This is a genomic window from Cedecea sp. FDAARGOS_727 (assembly GCF_012273235.1).
In the GTDB taxonomy this organism is placed as follows: Bacteria; Pseudomonadota; Gammaproteobacteria; order Enterobacterales; family Enterobacteriaceae; genus Cedecea; species Cedecea davisae.
Genome location: NZ_CP050966.1, coordinates 3,401,802 through 3,420,676 on the forward strand (window position 1 = coordinate 3,401,802; position 18,875 = coordinate 3,420,676).

The window sequence follows — 18,875 nt, forward strand, 5'->3', positions numbered from 1 at the left end:
GATACGCCGTAAAGCCGTCGCCCCGGAGTGAACAAATGCGAAAAATTACCGGAGCTCTGCTGTTAAGCCCGCTCCTTGTTGCCACCTCCAGCCCTGCCGCTAACTGGTCCGCCGGGGTGCAGGGCGGCCTGTATCAGTTACCCTACCAGACCCGCCATCAGGAACGCTGGGCGCTGCCCTATATCGGCTACGACGGAAAAACCTGGTATATCGACGGCACCGAGGCTGGCTACAACTTCATCAATACCGACACGCTCCTGCTGCGCGCCAAAGTCTATTACTACGACACACAATACCGCGCCTCAATGGGACAAACGCCTGCGCTGCGTGGGCTGAATAATCGTAACAGCACCATGATGGGTGGCATGCAGCTGCTATACACCACGCCGCTGGGTGCATTGAGCGCCACGCTGGCGGCGGATACCCTGGGGGTCAGTAATGGCGTGGTTGCTAACGCCGGCTGGATAGCGATGGCGCAGTGGGGCGGGTTTACCCTGGTGCCGGAAGTGGGCGTGGATTTCTCTAACGCGCAGAATACTCGCTACTACTACGGTATCTCTGATAAAGAATCGGCGAAGACCGGGTTAGCGACCTGGCGGCCGCAGGCAAGCTTCCTGCCTTATGCCCGGCTCGCCATGAACTATGCCTGGACGCCGCAGTGGAATACCTGGGCGCAGCTTACCCAGCGCTTTTACCCGGATACGATAAGCGACAGCCCGATGGTGAATAAGAATAATTTGTGTGAGCTTACGGTGGGGATGAGCTATACGTTCTGAGTAGAATTGTCCTCCTCCGGGTGGAGGAGGACAGAAAGGATTAAACGACTGAACCCCAGAGATCGTATTCGTCCGCGTTTTCTACTTTCACGCGTACTACGTCGCCCGGCTTCAGCTTAGTTTCACCGTTCAGGTAAACCGCGCCGTCGATTTCCGGGGCGTCTGCCATACTGCGGCCAATCGCACCTTCTTCATCAACTTCGTCGATCATCACCAGAATTTCACGACCCACTTTTTCCTGCAGGCGTTCGGCGGAGATCTTCTGCTGGAGCTGCATAAAGCGATTCCAGCGCTCTTCCTTCACTTCTTCCGGTACCTGGTCCGGCAGCTCATTGGCCGTTGCGCCGTCAACCGGGCTGTACTTGAAGCAGCCAACGCGATCCAGGCGAGCTTCTTTCAGGAACTCGAGCAGCATCTCGAAATCTTCTTCGGTCTCACCCGGGAAGCCGACGATAAAGGTCGAACGCAGGGTCAGATCCGGGCAGATTTCGCGCCACTGCTTGATGCGTTGCAGCTGGCGGTCAGCAGAACCAGGGCGCTTCATCAGCTTCAAGATACGCGGGCTGGCGTGCTGTAACGGGATGTCCAGATACGGCAGGATTTTGCCTTCGGCCATCAGCGGAATTACGTCGTCAACGTGCGGGTAAGGGTAGACATAATGCAGGCGCGTCCACACGCCAAGCTTAGCCAGCTGTTCGCACAGGCTCACCATACTGGTTTTGACCGGCGCGCCGTTCCAGAAACCGGTGCGGTGCTTCACGTCCACGCCGTAGGCTGAGGTATCCTGGGAGATAACCAGCAGCTCTTTGACGCCGGCCTCTACCAGGCGCTTAGCTTCTGCCAGCACGTCGCCAATCGGGCGGCTATCCAGATCGCCACGCATAGACGGGATAATGCAGAAGGTGCAGCGATGGTTGCAGCCTTCGGAGATTTTCAGGTATGCGTAGTGGCGCGGAGTCAGCTTCACGCCCTGTTCCGGCACCAGGCTCAGGAACGGGTTGTGCTGAGGTTTTGGCACATAGTGGTGAACGTGCTCCAGAACCTGCTCATAGCTGTGCGGGCCGGTGATTTCCAGCACTTTAGGATGCACTTCACGGATCTGATCTACCTTTGCACCCAGGCAGCCGGTGACGATCACTTTTCCGTTTTCGTTCAGGGCTTCGCCAATCGCTTCCAGCGATTCCTGCACGGCGCTGTCGATAAAACCGCAGGTGTTGACGATAACCATATCGGCGTCGTCATAGCTTGGCACCACGTCGTAGCCTTCGGTACGCAGTTCGGTCAGGATACGTTCGGAGTCCACGAGATTTTTCGGGCAGCCGAGGGAGACAAAGCCGATACGCGGCTGGTGGGTTACATTGCTCATAGCTTAAAAAGTGTTCAATTATTAGAAATATTAAGGCAGCGATTCTACAGAGGTTGGGCCGGAATTTGTACTGGATAATTGCAGTTCGTTTTTTGAGCGTGCACTCCTGCATTCAACAGGTGTTGCTTTAACCCTCAGCCCTGGGCGCTGATTGAGCGGTGAAAAATGCTGGATATCGACTGCGATTAATCTCATTGTAGATTTTAATCTTTCCTTAAATCAACCAGATGGATATACCACTAAAATTGGTAGGTTTTGCGAGAACGATCAATTTTATTTGATTGATTGGTAAAAACGATCAATTATCAGTGGGTTACGATAATAAGGGAATATTAATGAACATGCAGCATTGGGCGCTGCCAATCTCCTCTCCGGATGGGCAATTATTAGGCGTTGAACTGGAAACCCGTGTTGAGGTTAACGGGTGTCGGGTGTTAACAAATTACGCTATGCAGGACGAAAGTATCGGCAGGCGTATTTTTGAGGAGGAGGCCGGGTGGCTGGATAGAAAAGCCGGCTGGTTTATCGATAACGGGTTGTTCTGCATTGTCAGCAGCGAGGCAAAATCCCTGGCGCAGGGGCTGCCGTTTATTAAATTTTTCAGTAATCACTCCCGCGAGCGGCCAGAGACTGGATTCTGGATTGATGAAATGGGAGCCTTCAATAGCAGCGCGATCCCCTTATTCACTCAGGGTTGTGAAGTTGTCCGCTTTAATAAGCATTACGCCACTTTGAACATCAGCAGGCCCATTTTTCCGGTCCTGATTAGTAACATCAGGCGCTACTGCAATAAGGTTATCGTGCCGGTTCACAACGGGCGTCACTTCGCTATGCTTGGCCAGGCAGGCGTCTGGGCGGTACAGCAGGAATCTAGCCCGGTTCACTTCAGCCACTGCGAGTCATTGCTGGACGGCAGTGAGTTTCCACATTGTTCCCGGTAACAATTTTTCTGCTCTCAGTCACAGATTCACAAACTGTTGATTGTTAGCCACGAGGGAGTTTTATATAACGAAACCTGATTAAGGACGTTATCGGGCAAAGCCCGAGCGAAACCTGACCAGCAGCATGTTGCCCTGTGCCGACATGCTGCTGGTCAGGTTTTTTTTTGGCCCATGGATAACAAAAGCGCGCTAAGCGAAAGGTAAATAATATGAATATCAAATGGTTGGCTGAAAATGTTTTGCGCCTTGTTGGCGGAGAAGATAACGTTGTGACGGTGGTGCACTGCGCTACACGACTGCGTTTTTCTCTGCGTGATATCAATAAAGTGGATGTGGCTGGCCTCGAACAGCTCGAAGGCGTGATTGCCACAATGAAGGCTTCTGGCCAGTTTCAGGTGGTTATTGGCAACCGGGTTTCGGAGGTATATCGCCAGATTGGAGAGATCTCATCCCTGCTGGATGACTCTCACGCTAGCCAGCAGGGCAGCCGGTCCAATAATACCAACGTGTTTAGCAAAATGATCGACATTATTTCATCGATCTTTACCCCGCTGCTTGGGGCAATGGCCGCATCCGGCGTGCTGAAAGGGCTTTTGAGCATTGCCCTGGCAGAAGGCTGGATGAGCAAAACCGAAAGCACCTATGTGATTTTGGCGGCGGCGGCGGACAGCCTGTTTTACTTCCTGCCGATCATGCTGGCAATTACCACGGCGCGGAAATTCCAGGGCAATATTTTTGTTGCGGTGTCGATAGCCGGGGCGCTGATTTACCCCTCCATTATCGAGCTTTTCAATACCAAAGCGGACGTTAGCTTTGCCGGTATTCCGGTGGTGCTGATGAAATACACCTCAACCGTCATTCCGATTATTTTATCCATCTGGGTGATGTGTCAGCTGGAACGACTGTTCAACAAATTCATCCATGAAACGGTGCGCAGCATTGTCACTCCGTTTTTGCTGTTAGTGATTATGGTGCCGTTGACGCTGATAACCATCGGGCCAATCGGTATTTATACCAGCGAACTGGCGGCCAGCTTCTTCGTCACCATCTTCGGTTTTAACTCGATTCTGGCCGGCGCGCTGATTGCCGCGGTGTGGCAGATTCTGGTTATCTTTGGGATGCACTGGGCGTTTACGCCGGTGATCATCAACGACATCACGACTATCGGGCGCAGCACCCTCAAGGCTGCCACCGTACCGGCGGTATTTGCCCAGGCCGGGGCGGTGCTGGCGGTTATGCTGAAAACCAAAAATAAGAAAATGAAGGCCCTGGCAGGAAGTACCTTTATTACGGCTCTGTTTGGCATCACCGAGCCCGCCGTGTATGGCGTGACCTTAAAGCTGAAAAAACCGTTCGTTTGCGCCGTTATTGCGGCGGCGGTCGGGGGCGGCATCGTTGGGTATTCTAACAGCGCGGCGATTTCTACCGGTATCCCCAGCCTGCTGACGCTGCCGATTTTCTATGGTGAAGGTTTCGGCGGGCTGATCCTTGGGATTTGTGTCTCGTTTGTACTTGCTGCCGTCCTTACTTATATCGTCGGTTTCGAGGATATTCCCGAAGAAGGCAGCGCCGGGGCGACGGCAGATAATAAGCCTGCGGCGACCCAGACTGCTGCCGTGAGTGCCGAAAAAATTGTGGCACCGATGAGCGGCACTATCGTTCCGCTGGAGCAGGTTAACGACAAGGTCTTTTCCAGCGGCGTTGTCGGCGACGGCCTGGCCATCCGGCCTGACGGCAACAAAGTTTTTTCTCCGGTCGACGGCACGGTTTCGGCCACTTTTGACTCGGGCCACGCGCTGCAAATTCTCTCCCAACACGGGGCCGAAATTCTGATCCACGTTGGCCTCGATACCGTGCAGCTCAACGGCGAGCACTATCAAATCCACGTCGCAGAAAACCAGCAGGTTAAGCGCGGCGATCTGCTGCTCGAGTTCGACAGAGAAGCGATAGAGCTGGCGGGGTACGACACCATTACGCCGGTCATCATTGCCAATGCTGACAGTTACCAACAGCTGCAAAAACAGACCCAGCCGCAGGCTCGCGTTGGCGACACGCTGCTCTCTTTATCATGATTTATTAAGGAGTTAACTATGAGATATCGGGAACTCAAACCCTTTCCAAAAAACTTTCTCTGGGGAGCCTCAACCTCGGCCTATCAGGTTGAGGGCGCATGGAACGAAGGCGGTAAAGGGCCGTCGGTAATTGATGTCCGTGAAAGCTACCCCGAGGGAACAACCGACTTCAAAGTCGCCAGCGATCATTACCACCGCTACCGCGAAGATATCGCCCTGTTTGCCGAACTGGGGTTTAAAACCTACCGTTTCTCGATTGCCTGGACACGAATAATCCCGGACGGAGAAGGGGACGTTAACAAAGCCGGGGTAGATTTTTACCGCAACCTGATAGACGAACTGCTGGCGCATAATATTGTGCCGATTGTGACGATGTATCACTTCGATCTTCCTCAGGCGCTTCAGGAAAAAGGCGGCTGGCATAACCGCGCGAGCGTCGATGCTTTTGCCCGCTACGCCAACGTTCTGTTTGATGAATTTGGCGATAAGGTGAAGTACTGGCTGACGATCAACGAGCAGAACTTAATGATCCTTCAGGGCGAGGCGCTGGGAACGCTTGATCCTAAACTCTCGACCCAGGCCGATAAAAAGAAAAACCTCTACCAGCAAAACCACCATATGATGGTGGCGCAGGCGATGGCGATGCGGGATCTGCATACTAAATATCCTGATTCAAAAATTGGCCCCGCGCCCAATATTGCGGTGATTTACCCGGCCAGCAGCAAGCCGGAAGATATTCAGGCGGCCTTTAACTACAACGCTATCCGCAACTGGCTGTATCTGGATGTGGCGGCGAGAGGTGAGTACAACACTCTCGCCTGGCGCTATATGGAAGAGAAAGGCTACACCCCGGAGATGCTGCCTGGGGATGCCGAAGTACTAAAAAGCGGCCGCCCAGATTTTATCGCGTTTAACTACTACACCACGCAGGCGGTTGAGGCCAGCCGCGGCGACGGCAACGATGAAGTGGTGCGCGGCGGCAATAAGCTGCTGAAGTCGGGGGAAGATGGCGTACACCGTGGGGCGGCGAACCCGCATCTACCGCGTACGCAGTTTGGTACGGAAATCGATCCGGTGGGCTTCCGTAATACGCTGCGTGAAATCTGGGACCGCTACCATCTGCCGCTGTTGATAACCGAAAACGGACTGGGCGCATTTGATAAACTCGATGAGAATGGCGAGATTAATGATGATTACCGTATTGACTTCCTGCGCCTGCACATTGAACAGATGCAGCTGGCTATCACCGATGGGGTTGAGGTCTTTGGTTATACGCCATGGTCGGCGCTGGATCTGATTTCCACCCACCAGGGCTGCGCCAAACGCTACGGTCTTATCTATGTTAATCGCGACGAATTTGACCTGAAGGATCTGCGTCGAATCCCGAAAAAAAGCGCTGGCTGGTATGCTGACGTTATGAAAAATAACGCGTTATAACAACCATCCAGCGACGAGCGGCAGCGCCGGAGTGCTGCCGCCGTCAATCAGTAACCGATAGGGGTTTCAGTGATTACAGTCCTGAAAGTTTTGAGCAATAACGCGGTAATTGCCGTTGATGACAAGCACTGCGAGATTGTGGCTGTTGGCCGTGGGATCGGGTTTGGTAAACGCGAAGGCGACCCGCTTGCGGCACTGGAAATAGAGAGCCAGTTCATTAAAAAAAGCGGCGGCATCAGCGAGGTGCTCAGCGAGCTGGTGAACTCTATTCCGCTGGAACACTTGCTTATCACTCAGGCCATTTTGCAGCTGGCGCAGCAGCGTCTGGCTATTGAAGTACAGGAGTCGCTTATTTTTGCTCTTAGCGACCATATTAACTTTGCCGTGCGGCGCCATAAAAAAGGGCTGGCGATAAAGAATATGCTGCTGTGGGATATTAAAAAGTTTTACGCGCCGGAGTTTGATCTGGCGAGCGAAGCCGTCGCGTTAATCAACCGCAAGCTTGAGGTTGAACTGCCGGAAGACGAGGCCGGATTTATTGCATTGCATCTGGCTAATGCCAAAGTGAACGATATGCAAAGCACGATGCAGAGCGCCAATATCATCAAAGATGTTCTTTCGATTATTAAGTATGAATTAAAAATTAAATACGATGAAAGTTCTTTGAACTACCAGCGCATTATTACCCACCTGAAGTTCTTCACCCTGCGAATGATGAGTAACCAGGCGGTTAGCCATGAAGATAAAAGCCTGTACGAAGGCATTAAAGAGGCAATGACGCAGGCCTGGCAATGCGCTCATAAAATTAACGCTTATCTCAGCAAAAACTATAACTACAGCCTGAGCCACGATGAAATCATGTTTTTGACCATTCATATCAACCGGCTGCGTGGTTAAATTTTATAAAAACGGCAGCAGGGATCGCTGGGTGCTGCTATTGAAACATTAAAATCTCACTCATTTCTCAACGTGAAAATATCGCTTCCAAAGATAATGACTTAAACTCTATGTGAAAAAATATGCCTTCAGGCTGAGAAGTTTTGAATGTTATTACTTTACTTTTGGTTTCGAGGTTTTCATATGAATGTTAATAAATCATCACTTCAGCATACTGTTACTGATGGGCGTGTCTATAATGATTCAAAAGGTAGGCCTGTCGGCATTGCTGGTATAGTTAATAAAGTTACAAATACCGTTGATGTACCGAAAAAATATCCACTGCAGACGTCCGAAGATAAAAGGCAGCTTGATGCGCTTTTTAATAAGTGCTTCGGTAATGCAGAAAAATATCTACAATCGAAAAAATAGATAACTTATTCAATCAATGGTTAATTCATCCTTTATGCAGTCGGGAGCATCTGAGACAGTGATATTTTTGAAGCTTATTCTTAATTATTCGGGATTAGTCGCCACCGGATTGACAGCCCTTAGCTGTTCTGGATTCTGGCCTGTGGCCGACGTTGCGGCATGTTATTGTCGCCGCGCGTTTGACGGCAAAGGCCATTTATTTATCGCGCAGGGAGAAAACAGCTCATTCGTGATGTAAGAGTCGGCCCGGACGGCTATCTGTATGTCCTGACCGACGAAACTCACGGCGAGCTGTTAAAGCTGAGCCCGTCAGCTTAGCGGGATCATAATGACTTTCTGGAACGCCGGGCGCTGGGTCAACTGCTGATACCAGCGCTGTAGATTTGGCACTGCGTCCCACGGAATGTCGAGGTTAAGCAGGCTGTAAATCTGCGGGCCGAAGGCGATATCGCCGGTGCCGAATGCATCGCCGCCGAGCCACGGTTGTCTGGCGAGTTCCGCATCCGCAATAGCGAACAGCTTATTGCAGGCGATGATGCCGCGCTCAATTTGCTCCTGGCTGCGCTGCTCGGGCGGCAGGCGCACCATATTGAAGAAGACGTCGCGGTAAGGGCCGGAAACGGCCGTTGCCGACCAGTCCATCCATTTTTCCCCTTTCGCTCTTCGGGCGGGTTCATTTACCCATAATTTATCGCGGCCATATTCAGCGGCGAGATAGCGCACGATGGTATTCGACTCCCAGAGCGTCAACCCGTGCGCGTCGTCATGCAGGCAAGGTACCAGCCCGTTCGGGTTCATCGCCAGGTATTCTGCATCGTGCGTCAGGCCAAACTTCCCTCCGGCGGGAATAGAACGGTACGGCAGGTTCAGCTCTTCCAGACACCACAACACTTTTTTAACATTAGTGGAATTATCTCTGCCCCAAACGGTAATCATGATGGTTCCTTTTTTTGCTGGTGGAGGTTGAGTATCGCGCAGCTTGATGACGAAAACACCACAACAACTCAACCAAAGCTAAAAAAATAAGCGCAACGGCGGCAAGTCGGCCAGATATCGAATAAACTTAACAAACTTTACCAACTCTATGTTTCTTTAAGTGGATTCGTGCGTTATTACTCACATCCTGACATATGGGTGGCGGCGCGCGCCGTGATTTTTAAGAATGGATACTCAGGTGGTTTTATGAAGAGCTTGCAAATGCCTGCAACGTTACGTGCTTTAGCGGCGGGAACGACCCTGCTGTTGGTGGCGGCTCCTGCGCTGAGCGCTGAGCAGACCGCAGATGCTCCCCAGGTAGACGCCAAAGCCTGGATTTTGATGGACTACGCCAGCGGGAAAGTGCTGGCCGAAGGGAATGCTGACTCGCAGCTGGATCCGGCAAGCCTGACCAAACTGATGACCAGCTACGTGGTGGGGCAGGCGCTCAAGGCCGGCAAAATTCACCTAACGGATATGGTGACCATCGGTAAAGATGCCTGGGCTACCGGCAACCCGGTGCTGCGAGGCTCGTCGCTGATGTTCCTGAAGCCGGGCGATAAAGTCTCGGTTGAGGATTTAAACAAAGGCGTGATTATTCAGTCCGGCAACGATGCCAGCATCGCCATTGCCGATTACGTGGCGGGTAGCCAGGACTCGTTCGTCAGCCTGATGAACAACTACGCGCAAAAACTGAAGCTCACCAATACCACCTTTAAAACCGTGCACGGCCTCGATGCGCCGGGCCAGTTCAGCACCGCGCGCGACATGGCGCTGCTGGGGCAGGCGCTGATTCATGATGTGCCGGACGAATATGCGGTACATAAAGAGAAAGAGTTCACCTTCAATAACATCAAGCAGCCGAACCGCAACCGCCTGCTGTGGAGCTCTAACCTGAACGTGGACGGTATGAAAACCGGCACCACCGAAGGGGCGGGCTACAACCTGGTCGCTTCTGCAACTTCCGGGGATATGCGCCTTATCTCCGTGGTGCTCGGGGCTAAAACCGACCGCATCCGCTTTAACGAAAGCGAAAAGCTGCTGACGTGGGGCTTCCGCTTCTATGAAACCGTAACCCCGATTAAGCCGGATGCCACTTTTGTGACCCAGCGCGTGTGGTTCGGTGATAAGAGCGAAGTGAATCTTGGTGCGGGCGAGGGCGGCTCGGTCACTATTCCTCGCGGCCAGCTTAAAAACCTGAAAGCCAGCTTTACGCTGAATCAGCCGCAGCTTACCGCTCCGCTGAAGCAGGGGCAGGTTGTCGGCACTATCGACTTCCAACTGAACGGCAAATCTATCGAGCAGCGCCCGCTGATGGTGATGCAGCCGGTAGAAGAGGGCGGCTTCTTCAGCCGCATGTGGGACTTTGTGCTGATGAAATTCCACAGCTGGTTCGGCAGTTGGTTCTCGTAAGGCTTACCACTCGAGAGTAATGCTTTCCGCCGCGGCGTAGTCCACAAACTCTGCGGCGGGAGGCTGATTGCTGATTATTGTATCAAACGCCGTCAGCGGTCCCATGCAGGCGGCGCGCACCTTGCCAAACTTGGTATCATCCACCACCAGAATGCTCTGCTGAGCCATGCTCAACGCCCAGTGTTTAACCGGTAATTCATCGAGATTAAAACAGGTCGCGCCGTGGCGAAGGTGAACCCCTGCCGCGGAAAGAAACGCGATATCCGGGCAGATATTGCCGAGGCATTCCTGAAAGTTTATCGGCTTAAAAATCGCATTACTGGCGTGAAACTCACCGCCGCTTAAAATCACCCGGCAGTTAGGTTTGTCCTGCAAGGCCAGAAAAGTGTTCAGCGAGTAACAAACGCCGGTGAAGACCAGCTCGTCGTCCAGCGCATCGATGATATAGGGCGTGGTGGTGCCGCAGTCGAAGAACACCGTCTGGTGAGCAACAACGTGGCGGGCAGCAAGCTGCGCGGCGTGGCGTTTCTCATCAATCTGGCGTGTTTTCTGGTCGCTTAACAGGTAATGGCTGGCACCCGCACTTCTTGGCTCAAGCACCACATAGCCGCCAAGCAGCACGACCTGGCCCGTCTCGCTGTTCAGGTCGCGGCGGATGGTCATTTCCGACACGCCAAGCAGCTGCGCCGCTTCTTTAAGATGCATTTTATCGCTGCGCTTTAGCGCCTGTACCAGGCGGTTAATGCGCTCGTCACGGCGGGTTTCCATAGCGGCCTCTGAACATTAAAAAGCCCCGCTAAGGCAGGGCTTTAGTTAACGTATTTTACCTGCCGCAAGAGGCTTAGTCACGCACCCAACCTTTACGGATAGGCAGCGCAAAGCAAAAACGGTAGATCAGGTGCAGGCGTCGGTGGATTTGCGGCCCGCGCAGGTTCCAGACCAGCTGCGACAGCAGGCAGGCGCTCATGCCGACCAGCAGGCCGCCCAGCATATCCAGCGGCCAGTGCACGCCGAGATACACGCGGGACCATGCAATCGCGCAGCCGATAACAAACAGCAAAATACCGGACCAGACGCGGTGCCAGCACAGGAAGGCCAGCGCGAAGGTGAAAATCACCGTGCCGTGGTCGCTCGGGAAGGAGTCGTCCGGCGCATGATGCAGGAAGTTATAGCCCAGCCCGGTAACAAACGGGCGATCGTGCGGGAACAGTTGCCCAATGACCCACGAGAGTATCACGCTGATAATCAGCGCCATCGCCGTCTTGATAACCACCTGGCGCTGGGCGGTCATTTGCTTACGCTGCCCCCAAAGCCAGAGAATGGCTATCAGCAGCGGGACGATGCTTATCAGGTCTTTGGCGAAGAAAATAGCCAGCTTGATTATCCATTCCGGAGAGGCCGGAGTGGCGTTAATCAGCAAAAACAGATTCTGGTTGAGACTTTCCATCATAACGTTTCCTGTTCCTTTACAAGCCAGGTGGACAGCAGGCCATAAATCGCCACCTGGGTTAACCATACCCACCAACCCGCCCACAGGTTGTGGCTGAAAAAGTGCGCGCCGCGCATCACCTGGCCGTAGCCCATCATCAGGCCGAGAAAGACACCGGCAAACAGGCAAAACCATGCCAGGCGCGGGCGTTCGCGATAAAACAAAAAGAACAATGCCATCACCCCGAAGCCGCTGGACGCGTGGCCGCCGGGAAAACATCTCCCCGGCCCGCTGCCTGCCGGAACGGCGCCAAACAGCGGGTAAGAAACGGCATTACCGCCGTATTCGGCCAGGCTCCACGGGCAGGAGTGGTGGCTAAAATCCTTCAGGATGCCGACGGTTAAGGCCCCGAGACCGATTAAGAGCGCCACGACCACCAGCCGTGGCTGGCGGTGCCAGAGGCCCCAAATCAGGGACAGCGCTCCCCCGACTATCACCAAATCCTTTAACAGGCGGTGGTTCAGCAAATCCAGCAGCCGGTTGTTCTGTAGCGGGAACTGCCGGGTGGCGGCATCAAACCAGTACCCGGTTATCCAGCGATCCAGCCCTTCATCTCTGGCAAGCCAGCTAAAAATGACAGCCAGCATTATCAGGATGAAAAGCTGGAAAAGATAGAAGCGTGGCGGCAGTCGGTAAAGCAGTTTTGTCTTATTTACCGTTGGTTTAGGAAAACTTTGCATTATGTAAACGGCGAGTGCTGCGCGGTTAGGAAAATGATGAGGAGAGAATATTCATCACAGATTAAGAAATCCTTAATACAATTGGGTTATCATATGCGCGCTTTTACAACCCGTGCTTTTCATCTGCAACAAACTGTTATCCGCGCGGGCAATTGAATACACTCTGCGCGTTTTTTTATCTTCTGAGTTCCTAATGCAAAATAATACGATAGCTAACAAATCGTTAGGCCGTCAGGCGTTGCTGTTTCCGCTCTGCCTGGTGCTCTACGAATTCTCAACTTATATCGCCAACGATATGATCCAGCCGGGAATGCTGGCCGTGGTGGATCAATACCAGGCCGGCATTGAATGGGTGCCGACCTCGATGACCGCCTACCTGGCGGGCGGCATGTTCCTGCAATGGTTGCTGGGGCCGCTGTCCGACCGTATCGGCCGCCGTCCGGTAATGCTGACCGGCGTGGTGTGGTTTATCGTCACCTGCCTGGCGACGCTGCTGGCACAAAATATTGAGCAATTTACTTTCCTGCGCTTCCTGCAGGGCATCAGCCTTTGCTTTATTGGCGCGGTGGGGTACGCCGCAATTCAGGAATCGTTTGAAGAGGCGGTGTGCATTAAAATCACCGCCCTGATGGCAAACGTAGCGCTGATAGCGCCGCTGCTCGGCCCGCTGGTTGGGGCTGCCTGGATCCATGTTGCGCCGTGGGAAACGATGTTTGTGCTGTTTGCCGTGCTGGCCGCTGTTTCCTTCTTTGGCCTGCACAAAGCGATGCCTGAAACCGCGACCCGCCTTGGCGAAAAGCTCTCTTTGCCCGAGCTTGGCCGTGATTACAAGCTGGTGCTGAAGAACGTTCGCTTTGTGGCGGGCGCGCTGGCTACCGGCTTCGTAAGCCTGCCGTTGCTGGCGTGGATTGCCCAGTCGCCGGTTATCATTATTAGCGGTGAAAACCTCAGCAGCTATGAATATGGCCTGTTGCAGGTGCCGATTTTTGGCGCGCTGATCCTCGGTAACCTGGTGCTGGCAAAGCTGACCGCACGCCGCAGCGTCCGCAGCCTGATTATTATGGGTGGCTGGTGGATTGTGCCTGGTCTGATTGTGGCCGCCGTCGCGACGGTGGTTTCGTCCCACGCTTATCTGTGGATGACCGCCGGGCTGAGTCTGTATGCATTCGGGATTGGCCTTGCAAACGCCGGCCTGGTTCGCCTGACGCTGTTCGCCAGCGACATGAGTAAAGGCACGGTATCTGCGGCGATGGGAATGCTGCAAATGCTGATCTTTACCGTGGGTATTGAGCTGAGCAAGCACGCTTATCAACTTGGCGGCAACGGGCTGTTCAACCTGTTTAACCTGCTGGGTGGCCTGGTGTGGTTGGGGCTGATGTTCTTGTTCCTGAAGGACAAAACGGTAGGGCAGGCCAGAGACGCCTGACAAAAGAAAAACCCCGGATATCCGGGGTTTTGTTTTTTATTTAACCGCCATACCAGGCTGAGCACCGCTGTCCGGGCTGAGCAGGAAGATGTCTTTCCCGCCAGGGCCTGCGGCCATCACCATGCCTTCGGAAATACCAAAGCGCATTTTACGCGGCGCAAGGTTCGCCACCATTACGGTTAAACGGCCTTCCAGCTTCGCCGGGTCCGGGTATGCGGAGCGAATACCGGAGAACACGTTGCGCTTCTCGCCGCCTAAATCCAGCGTCAGGCGCAGCAGCTTGTCAGAGCCTTCCACAAATTCTGCTTTTTCGATCAGCGCAATACGCATATCGACTTTGGCGAAATCGTCGAAGGTGATGGTTTCCTGAATCGGATCGTCGGCCAGCGGACCGGTGACCGGAGCAGACAGCGCCTTAACTTCTTCTTTAGACGCTTCTACCAGGGCTTCCACCTGCTTCATCTCAATACGGTTATACAGCGCCTTGAAGCTGTTCACTTTGTGATTCAGCAGCGGCTCCTGAATGCTGTCCCAGCTCAGCTCGGCGTTAAGGAAAGCTTCAGCTCGCTCGGTCAGGGTTGGCAGCACCGGCTTCAGGTAAGTCATCAGCACGCGGAACAGGTTAATGCCCATGGAGCAGATGGCCTGCAGGTCGGCATCGCGGCCTTCCTGTTTTGCCACCACCCATGGAGCCTGCTCGTCCACATAGCGGTTAGCGATATCGGCCAGCGCCATGATTTCGCGGACCGCACGGCCAAACTCGCGGCTGTCCCACGCTTCGCCGATGCTTGCTGCCGCGTCGGTAAAGGTTTTGTACAGGTCGGCATCGGCAATTTCCGCCGCCAGCTGGCCGTCGAAGCGCTTGGCGATAAAGCCAGCGTTACGGGAGGCCAGGTTAACCACTTTGTTCACGATGTCGCTGTTCACGCGCTGCACGAAGTCTTCCAGGTTAAGGTCGATATCGTCGATGCGTGAGGAGAGCTTGGCGGTGTAGTAGTAGCGCAGGCTATCGGCATCAAAATGCTTAAGCCAGGTGCTGGCCTTGATAAAGGTGCCGCGAGATTTGGACATCTTCGCGCCGTTTACCGTCACATATCCGTGCACAAACAGGTTGGTCGGTTTACGGAAGTTGCTGCCTTCCAGCATGGCCGGCCAGAACAGGCTGTGGAAGTAAACGATGTCTTTGCCGATGAAGTGATACAGCTCGGTAGAGGAATCTTTCTTCCAGTATTCTTCAAAGCTGGTGGTGTCGCCGCGCTTGTCGCACAGGTTCTTGAAGGAGCCCATGTAGCCGATTGGCGCATCCAGCCAGACGTAGAAATATTTACCCGGCGCGTTTGGAATTTCAAAGCCGAAGTAAGGCGCATCGCGGGAGATGTCCCACTGCTGAAGGCCGGACTCGAACCACTCCTGCATTTTGTTCGCAACCTGCTCCTGCAGCGCGCCGCTGCGGGTCCACGCTTGCAGCATTTCGCTGAAGGAAGGCAAGTCAAAGAAGAAGTGCTCGGAATCACGCATCTCGGGCGTTGCCCCGGAGACCACGGATTTAGGGTCGATAAGCTCGGTTGGGCTGTAGGTTGAGCCACAGACTTCGCAGTTATCGCCGTACTGGTCCGGCGCTTTGCATTTCGGGCAGGTGCCTTTTACGAACCGGTCCGGCAGGAACATGCCTTTTTCCGGATCGTAAAGCTGAGAGATGGTGCGGTTCTTGATAAAACCGTTTTCTTTCAGGCGGCCGTAGATCAGCTCCGACAGCTCGCGGTTTTCGTCGCTGTGGGTGGAGTGATAGTTGTCATAGCTGATGTTGAAGCCGGCAAAATCGGTCTGATGCTCCTGGCTCATTTCGGCAATCATCTGTTCCGGGGTAATGCCCAACTGCTGAGCTTTCAGCATGATAGGCGTGCCGTGAGCGTCATCGGCGCAGATGAAGTTGACCTCGTTGCCGCGCATTCGTTGGTAACGGACCCAGACATCAGCCTGAATATGCTCCAGCATGTGACCGAGGTGGATTGAGCCGTTTGCGTACGGCAGGGCGCACGTTACCAATATTTTCTTCGCGGTTTGAGCCATAGTGGGAATTGCATCTTCTGATTTAAAAAAGGGGTTTTGATATTACCGGATTGGCAATTGATTAGTAACCCCAAAGCCCGCAATAACCGGATATGAATAGCTGTTCGCCTTTCTGGTATGCTTAGCACACTGCAATGTCCGATAAAAACATAAGGAGCCGGGATGAACTCTCAATCCCCGTCCAGCAAGTCCCCGGAACAGCTACGCGCGATGGTCGCCGGGACCCTGGCAAATTTTCAGCACCCTACCCTGAAACACAATCTCACTGCCCTGAAAGCGCTGCATCACGTTGCGATGCTGGACGACACGCTGCACGTTGAACTGCAAATGCCGTTTGCGTGGTTAAGCGGGTTTGAAGCGCTAAAAGAGAGTTGCAGTTCGGATCTGCTGCGCATCACCGGCGCGAAGGCGGTGGACTGGAAGCTGACTCACCAGATTGCCACTCTTAAGCGGGTGAAAAACCAGCCCGGCGTGAACGGCGTGAAAAACATTATCGCCGTCAGCTCCGGCAAAGGCGGGGTAGGCAAGTCCACCACGGCGGTCAATATGGCGCTGGCGCTGGCTGCCGAAGGGGCGAAAGTGGGCATTCTGGATGCCGATATTTATGGCCCGTCTATTCCGAACATGCTGGGCGCGGAGCACGAGCGCCCAACCTCGCCGGACGGCAAACATATGGCACCGATTGTTGCTCATGGGCTGGCAACCAACTCCATTGGCTACCTGGTGACCGACGAAAATGCCATGGTGTGGCGCGGGCCGATGGCGAGCAAAGCGTTAATGCAGATGCTGCAGGAAACCCTGTGGCCGGACCTGGATTATCTGGTTATCGATATGCCGCCCGGCACCGGCGATATTCAGCTGACGCTGGCGCAAAATATCCCGGTAACCGGCGCGATGGTGGTCACCACGCCGCAGGACATCGCGCTTATCGATGCCCGCAAAGGCATTGTGATGTTTGAGAAGGTCGAAGTGCCCGTGGTCGGCATCGTCGAGAACATGAGCATCCACATTTGCAGCAACTGCGGCCACCACGAGCCTATTTTCGGCACCGGCGGCGCGGAGAAGCTGGCGCAGCAGTACCACACAACCCTGCTGGGTCAGCTGCCGCTGCATATTTCGCTGCGTGAAGACCTGGACGCCGGTAAACCAACGGTGGTTAACCGCCCGGAAAGCGACATCACCACGCTTTACCGCGAACTGGCGGGGAGCGTTGCGGCTCAGCTTTACTGGAATGGGGAAGTTATCCCGGCTGAAATCGCTTTCAGAGCGGTATAATACGGCGGACTTCGCTATAAACCTCTCCCGCTGAGGGGGAGGTTTAGCATCAGCGGCCCAACACAAAATGCATTAAATAATACTCGCCGTCCGGGCTGTCCCCGGTGGCTTCAATATGCCAGCCGTTACGCTGATAAAACTCGGCGGCATGCTGGTTTTTCACCAGGCATTTCAGCGAGCCGGTGCTGGTGAATTCACTTTGTACTTTCTGCAATAACGCCTTACCCGCGCCCTTACCGTGGTAGTCCGGGCTAACAAACAGGTTATGTAAAAAGTTATCCGGCTCCCATACCGAAGCAAAGCCGATGCGATGCCCATCATCTTCGGCTACCCAGATTTTTTCATCCTGAGTCACGCTATCAAAATCTTCGAGGTGCCAGCTGCTGCTATCGAGCCAGGGCCAGGCTTCGCGGCGGGAATGGAGGTAAAGGGTGCGTAAGAAAGGGCGGTCGGATTCTTGCCAGAGTCTTAAGATCAAATGTCTACCTTTTAGCGTGAAAATGTTTATCAGCCTGAGCCTGACTTTACGCCATCAGGCTTCCAATAAATAGCCACTAATTTAGGCTCTGGCGGGTAAATACGCTCGGTTTTTATTACAATGGGCTCGCTTATCTATATACTGCCCGCTTTTAGACCCTGAGATTGCCCCATGTTGAATAATGACGTATTGCTAAGCGTTCGCTATATGCTGAACCTGAATAACGATGGAATCGTTAAGATCCTTGCCCTGACCGGCACCGACGTCCCCGCGGAACAAATCGTTCCGTGGCTGAAGAAAGAGGACGAAGAAGGCTTTAAGGCCTGCCCGGATCTTATCATGGCAAACTTTCTCAACGGGCTTATCTACTTCAAACGCGGCAAAGATGAGAGCAAGCCGGAGCCGAAGATCGAACGCCGGATGACCAATAACATCATCCTGAAAAAACTGCGTATCGCTTTTGAGCTGAAGTCCGACGACGTGCTCGAGATCCTGACTGCCCAGGAGTTCCGCATTTCTATGCCGGAAATCACCGCGATGATGCGTAACCCGGATCATAAAAACTATCGCGAATGTGGCGATCAGTTTCTGCGCTACTTCCTGCGTGGCCTGACCCAGCGCGTTAAGCCGGCTAAAGCGGAATAAACGGTGCAGCGGGTGAGGCAAACTCACCCGCCTGAAAGCGTGGTTATTTTTGAACTGGCGCAATCATCCCATTCGCCCGGCGTTTGCCGTTCCAGCTCACCGAGGCCGTCCCGTCCGGCATGATAGCGATAGACAGAACCACGTCCTGGCCACGCGCTTCATAGAAGTTATCGTTCACCTTCTTCAAAACCATCTCTTTACCGTTAAGGTATACCGGCCCGCCGTTGTCGATATGCACATCGCCCGGCGCACCGTGCCCGTTAAACAGCGGCAGCGCGGCGTTTGCCATACCGCTGGCCAGACCCAACGCCAGCACCAGTAATTTCAGCTTACTCATCATTCACTCATCGACCCTGTTAGATTATTTGTTTCGTTACGGGATAATAAGATATCTATTATTTCCGCCGCCGCATCTTGCGCTTACGGGGGCTTTTCGCGTTGACCGAAATCAAACGGGTCGTACCCGCCAGATGAAATATTCACATGTTTCTGGAGTCGCGCTCGGTGCAGAAGGAGATACCCCA

At 53.7% G+C, this 18,875-nt stretch carries 18 protein-coding genes and 1 pseudogene; 11 read left to right on the forward strand and 8 right to left on the reverse strand.

The window, feature by feature from the left end; all coding sequences use genetic code 11:
* The first annotated feature begins 35 nt into the window (after positions 1-35).
* Positions 36-776, forward strand: coding sequence for a MipA/OmpV family protein (locus FOC35_RS16025; protein ID WP_172569457.1), 741 nt, complete (start codon positions 36-38; stop codon positions 774-776).
* A gap of 40 nt (positions 777-816) precedes the next feature.
* Here FOC35_RS16025 and rimO read toward each other — a convergent pair whose 3' ends face one another.
* Positions 817-2,142: a 30S ribosomal protein S12 methylthiotransferase RimO gene (gene rimO / locus FOC35_RS16030; RefSeq protein ID WP_039898454.1), complete on the reverse strand. Its 1,326-nt coding sequence runs from the start codon at positions 2,140-2,142 to the stop codon at positions 817-819.
* Positions 2,143-2,477: 335 nt separating this feature from the next.
* Here rimO and FOC35_RS16035 point away from each other — a divergent pair, with 335 nt between their 5' ends.
* The 6 genes and pseudogenes from FOC35_RS16035 to FOC35_RS16060 form a co-directional block, all read left to right on the forward strand.
* Positions 2,478-3,083, forward strand: coding sequence for a hypothetical protein (locus tag FOC35_RS16035; RefSeq protein WP_172569458.1), 606 nt, complete (start codon positions 2,478-2,480; stop codon positions 3,081-3,083).
* 209 nt (positions 3,084-3,292) lie between these two features.
* Complete coding sequence (locus tag FOC35_RS16040; protein WP_172569459.1) at positions 3,293-5,155, forward strand: beta-glucoside-specific PTS transporter subunit IIABC; 1,863 nt, start codon at positions 3,293-3,295, stop codon at positions 5,153-5,155.
* Positions 5,156-5,173: 18 nt separating this feature from the next.
* Complete coding sequence (locus FOC35_RS16045) at positions 5,174-6,592, forward strand: glycoside hydrolase family 1 protein (RefSeq protein WP_172569460.1); 1,419 nt, start codon at positions 5,174-5,176, stop codon at positions 6,590-6,592.
* Between the two features lie 72 nt (positions 6,593-6,664).
* Positions 6,665-7,489 (forward strand): BglG family transcription antiterminator LicT, encoded by an 825-nt coding sequence (gene licT, locus FOC35_RS16050; protein ID WP_172570382.1) that lies wholly within the window; start codon positions 6,665-6,667, stop codon positions 7,487-7,489.
* A gap of 183 nt (positions 7,490-7,672) precedes the next feature.
* Positions 7,673-7,900 (forward strand): hypothetical protein, encoded by a 228-nt coding sequence (locus FOC35_RS16055; protein ID WP_172569461.1) that lies wholly within the window; start codon positions 7,673-7,675, stop codon positions 7,898-7,900.
* A 213-nt stretch (positions 7,901-8,113) separates the two neighbouring features.
* A pseudogene (locus FOC35_RS16060) lies at positions 8,114-8,218 on the forward strand (PQQ-dependent sugar dehydrogenase); the annotation flags it as partial.
* Here FOC35_RS16060 and FOC35_RS16065 read toward each other — a convergent pair.
* On the reverse strand, positions 8,210-8,836 hold the full coding sequence (locus FOC35_RS16065) for a glutathione S-transferase family protein (protein ID WP_016537298.1): 627 nt from the start codon (positions 8,834-8,836) through the stop codon (positions 8,210-8,212). The pseudogene FOC35_RS16060 and the gene FOC35_RS16065 overlap by 9 nt on opposite strands.
* A 261-nt stretch (positions 8,837-9,097) precedes the next feature.
* Here FOC35_RS16065 and dacC point away from each other — a divergent pair, with 261 nt between their 5' ends.
* Positions 9,098-10,288 (forward strand): serine-type D-Ala-D-Ala carboxypeptidase, encoded by a 1,191-nt coding sequence (dacC, locus tag FOC35_RS16070; protein ID WP_115586386.1) that lies wholly within the window; start codon positions 9,098-9,100, stop codon positions 10,286-10,288.
* A gap of 3 nt (positions 10,289-10,291) precedes the next feature.
* Here the strand turns inward: dacC and deoR are convergent, their stop codons facing one another.
* From deoR to FOC35_RS16085, 3 genes are all read right to left on the reverse strand, one after another.
* Entirely contained in the window at positions 10,292-11,056 is a 765-nt protein-coding gene (deoR, locus tag FOC35_RS16075) for a DNA-binding transcriptional repressor DeoR (RefSeq protein ID WP_172569462.1), read from the reverse strand.
* 73 nt (positions 11,057-11,129) lie between these two features.
* Positions 11,130-11,738: an undecaprenyl-diphosphate phosphatase gene (gene ybjG / locus FOC35_RS16080; protein ID WP_016537295.1), complete on the reverse strand. Its 609-nt coding sequence runs from the start codon at positions 11,736-11,738 to the stop codon at positions 11,130-11,132.
* A complete protein-coding gene (locus FOC35_RS16085) occupies positions 11,735-12,457 on the reverse strand; it encodes a phosphatase PAP2 family protein (protein WP_172569463.1) in 723 nt (240 codons plus the stop codon). Before FOC35_RS16085 ends, ybjG begins: the two co-directional genes overlap by 4 nt.
* A gap of 193 nt (positions 12,458-12,650) precedes the next feature.
* Here FOC35_RS16085 and FOC35_RS16090 point away from each other — a divergent pair, with 193 nt between their 5' ends.
* Entirely contained in the window at positions 12,651-13,883 is a 1,233-nt protein-coding gene (locus tag FOC35_RS16090) for an MFS transporter (protein WP_172569464.1), read from the forward strand.
* A gap of 36 nt (positions 13,884-13,919) precedes the next feature.
* On the opposite strand, the gene metG is transcribed toward FOC35_RS16090, so the two are convergent.
* Positions 13,920-15,953, reverse strand: coding sequence for a methionine--tRNA ligase (gene metG, locus FOC35_RS16095; RefSeq protein WP_016537292.1), 2,034 nt, complete (start codon positions 15,951-15,953; stop codon positions 13,920-13,922).
* Positions 15,954-16,115: 162 nt separating this feature from the next.
* On the opposite strand from metG, the gene apbC reads away from it, so the two are divergent.
* Entirely contained in the window at positions 16,116-17,228 is a 1,113-nt protein-coding gene (apbC, locus tag FOC35_RS16100) for an iron-sulfur cluster carrier protein ApbC (RefSeq protein ID WP_172569465.1), read from the forward strand.
* A gap of 49 nt (positions 17,229-17,277) precedes the next feature.
* Here the strand turns inward: apbC and FOC35_RS16105 are convergent, their stop codons facing one another.
* A complete protein-coding gene (locus FOC35_RS16105) occupies positions 17,278-17,706 on the reverse strand; it encodes a GNAT family N-acetyltransferase (protein WP_016537290.1) in 429 nt (142 codons plus the stop codon).
* Between the two features lie 171 nt (positions 17,707-17,877).
* Between FOC35_RS16105 and FOC35_RS16110 the strand changes: the two genes are divergently transcribed.
* A complete protein-coding gene (locus tag FOC35_RS16110; RefSeq protein WP_016537289.1) occupies positions 17,878-18,351 on the forward strand; it encodes a DUF1456 family protein in 474 nt (157 codons plus the stop codon).
* Positions 18,352-18,394: 43 nt separating this feature from the next.
* On the opposite strand, the gene FOC35_RS16115 is transcribed toward FOC35_RS16110, so the two are convergent.
* Entirely contained in the window at positions 18,395-18,688 is a 294-nt protein-coding gene (locus FOC35_RS16115; protein ID WP_254065296.1) for a hypothetical protein, read from the reverse strand.
* Between the last annotated feature and the right edge of the window lie 187 nt (positions 18,689-18,875).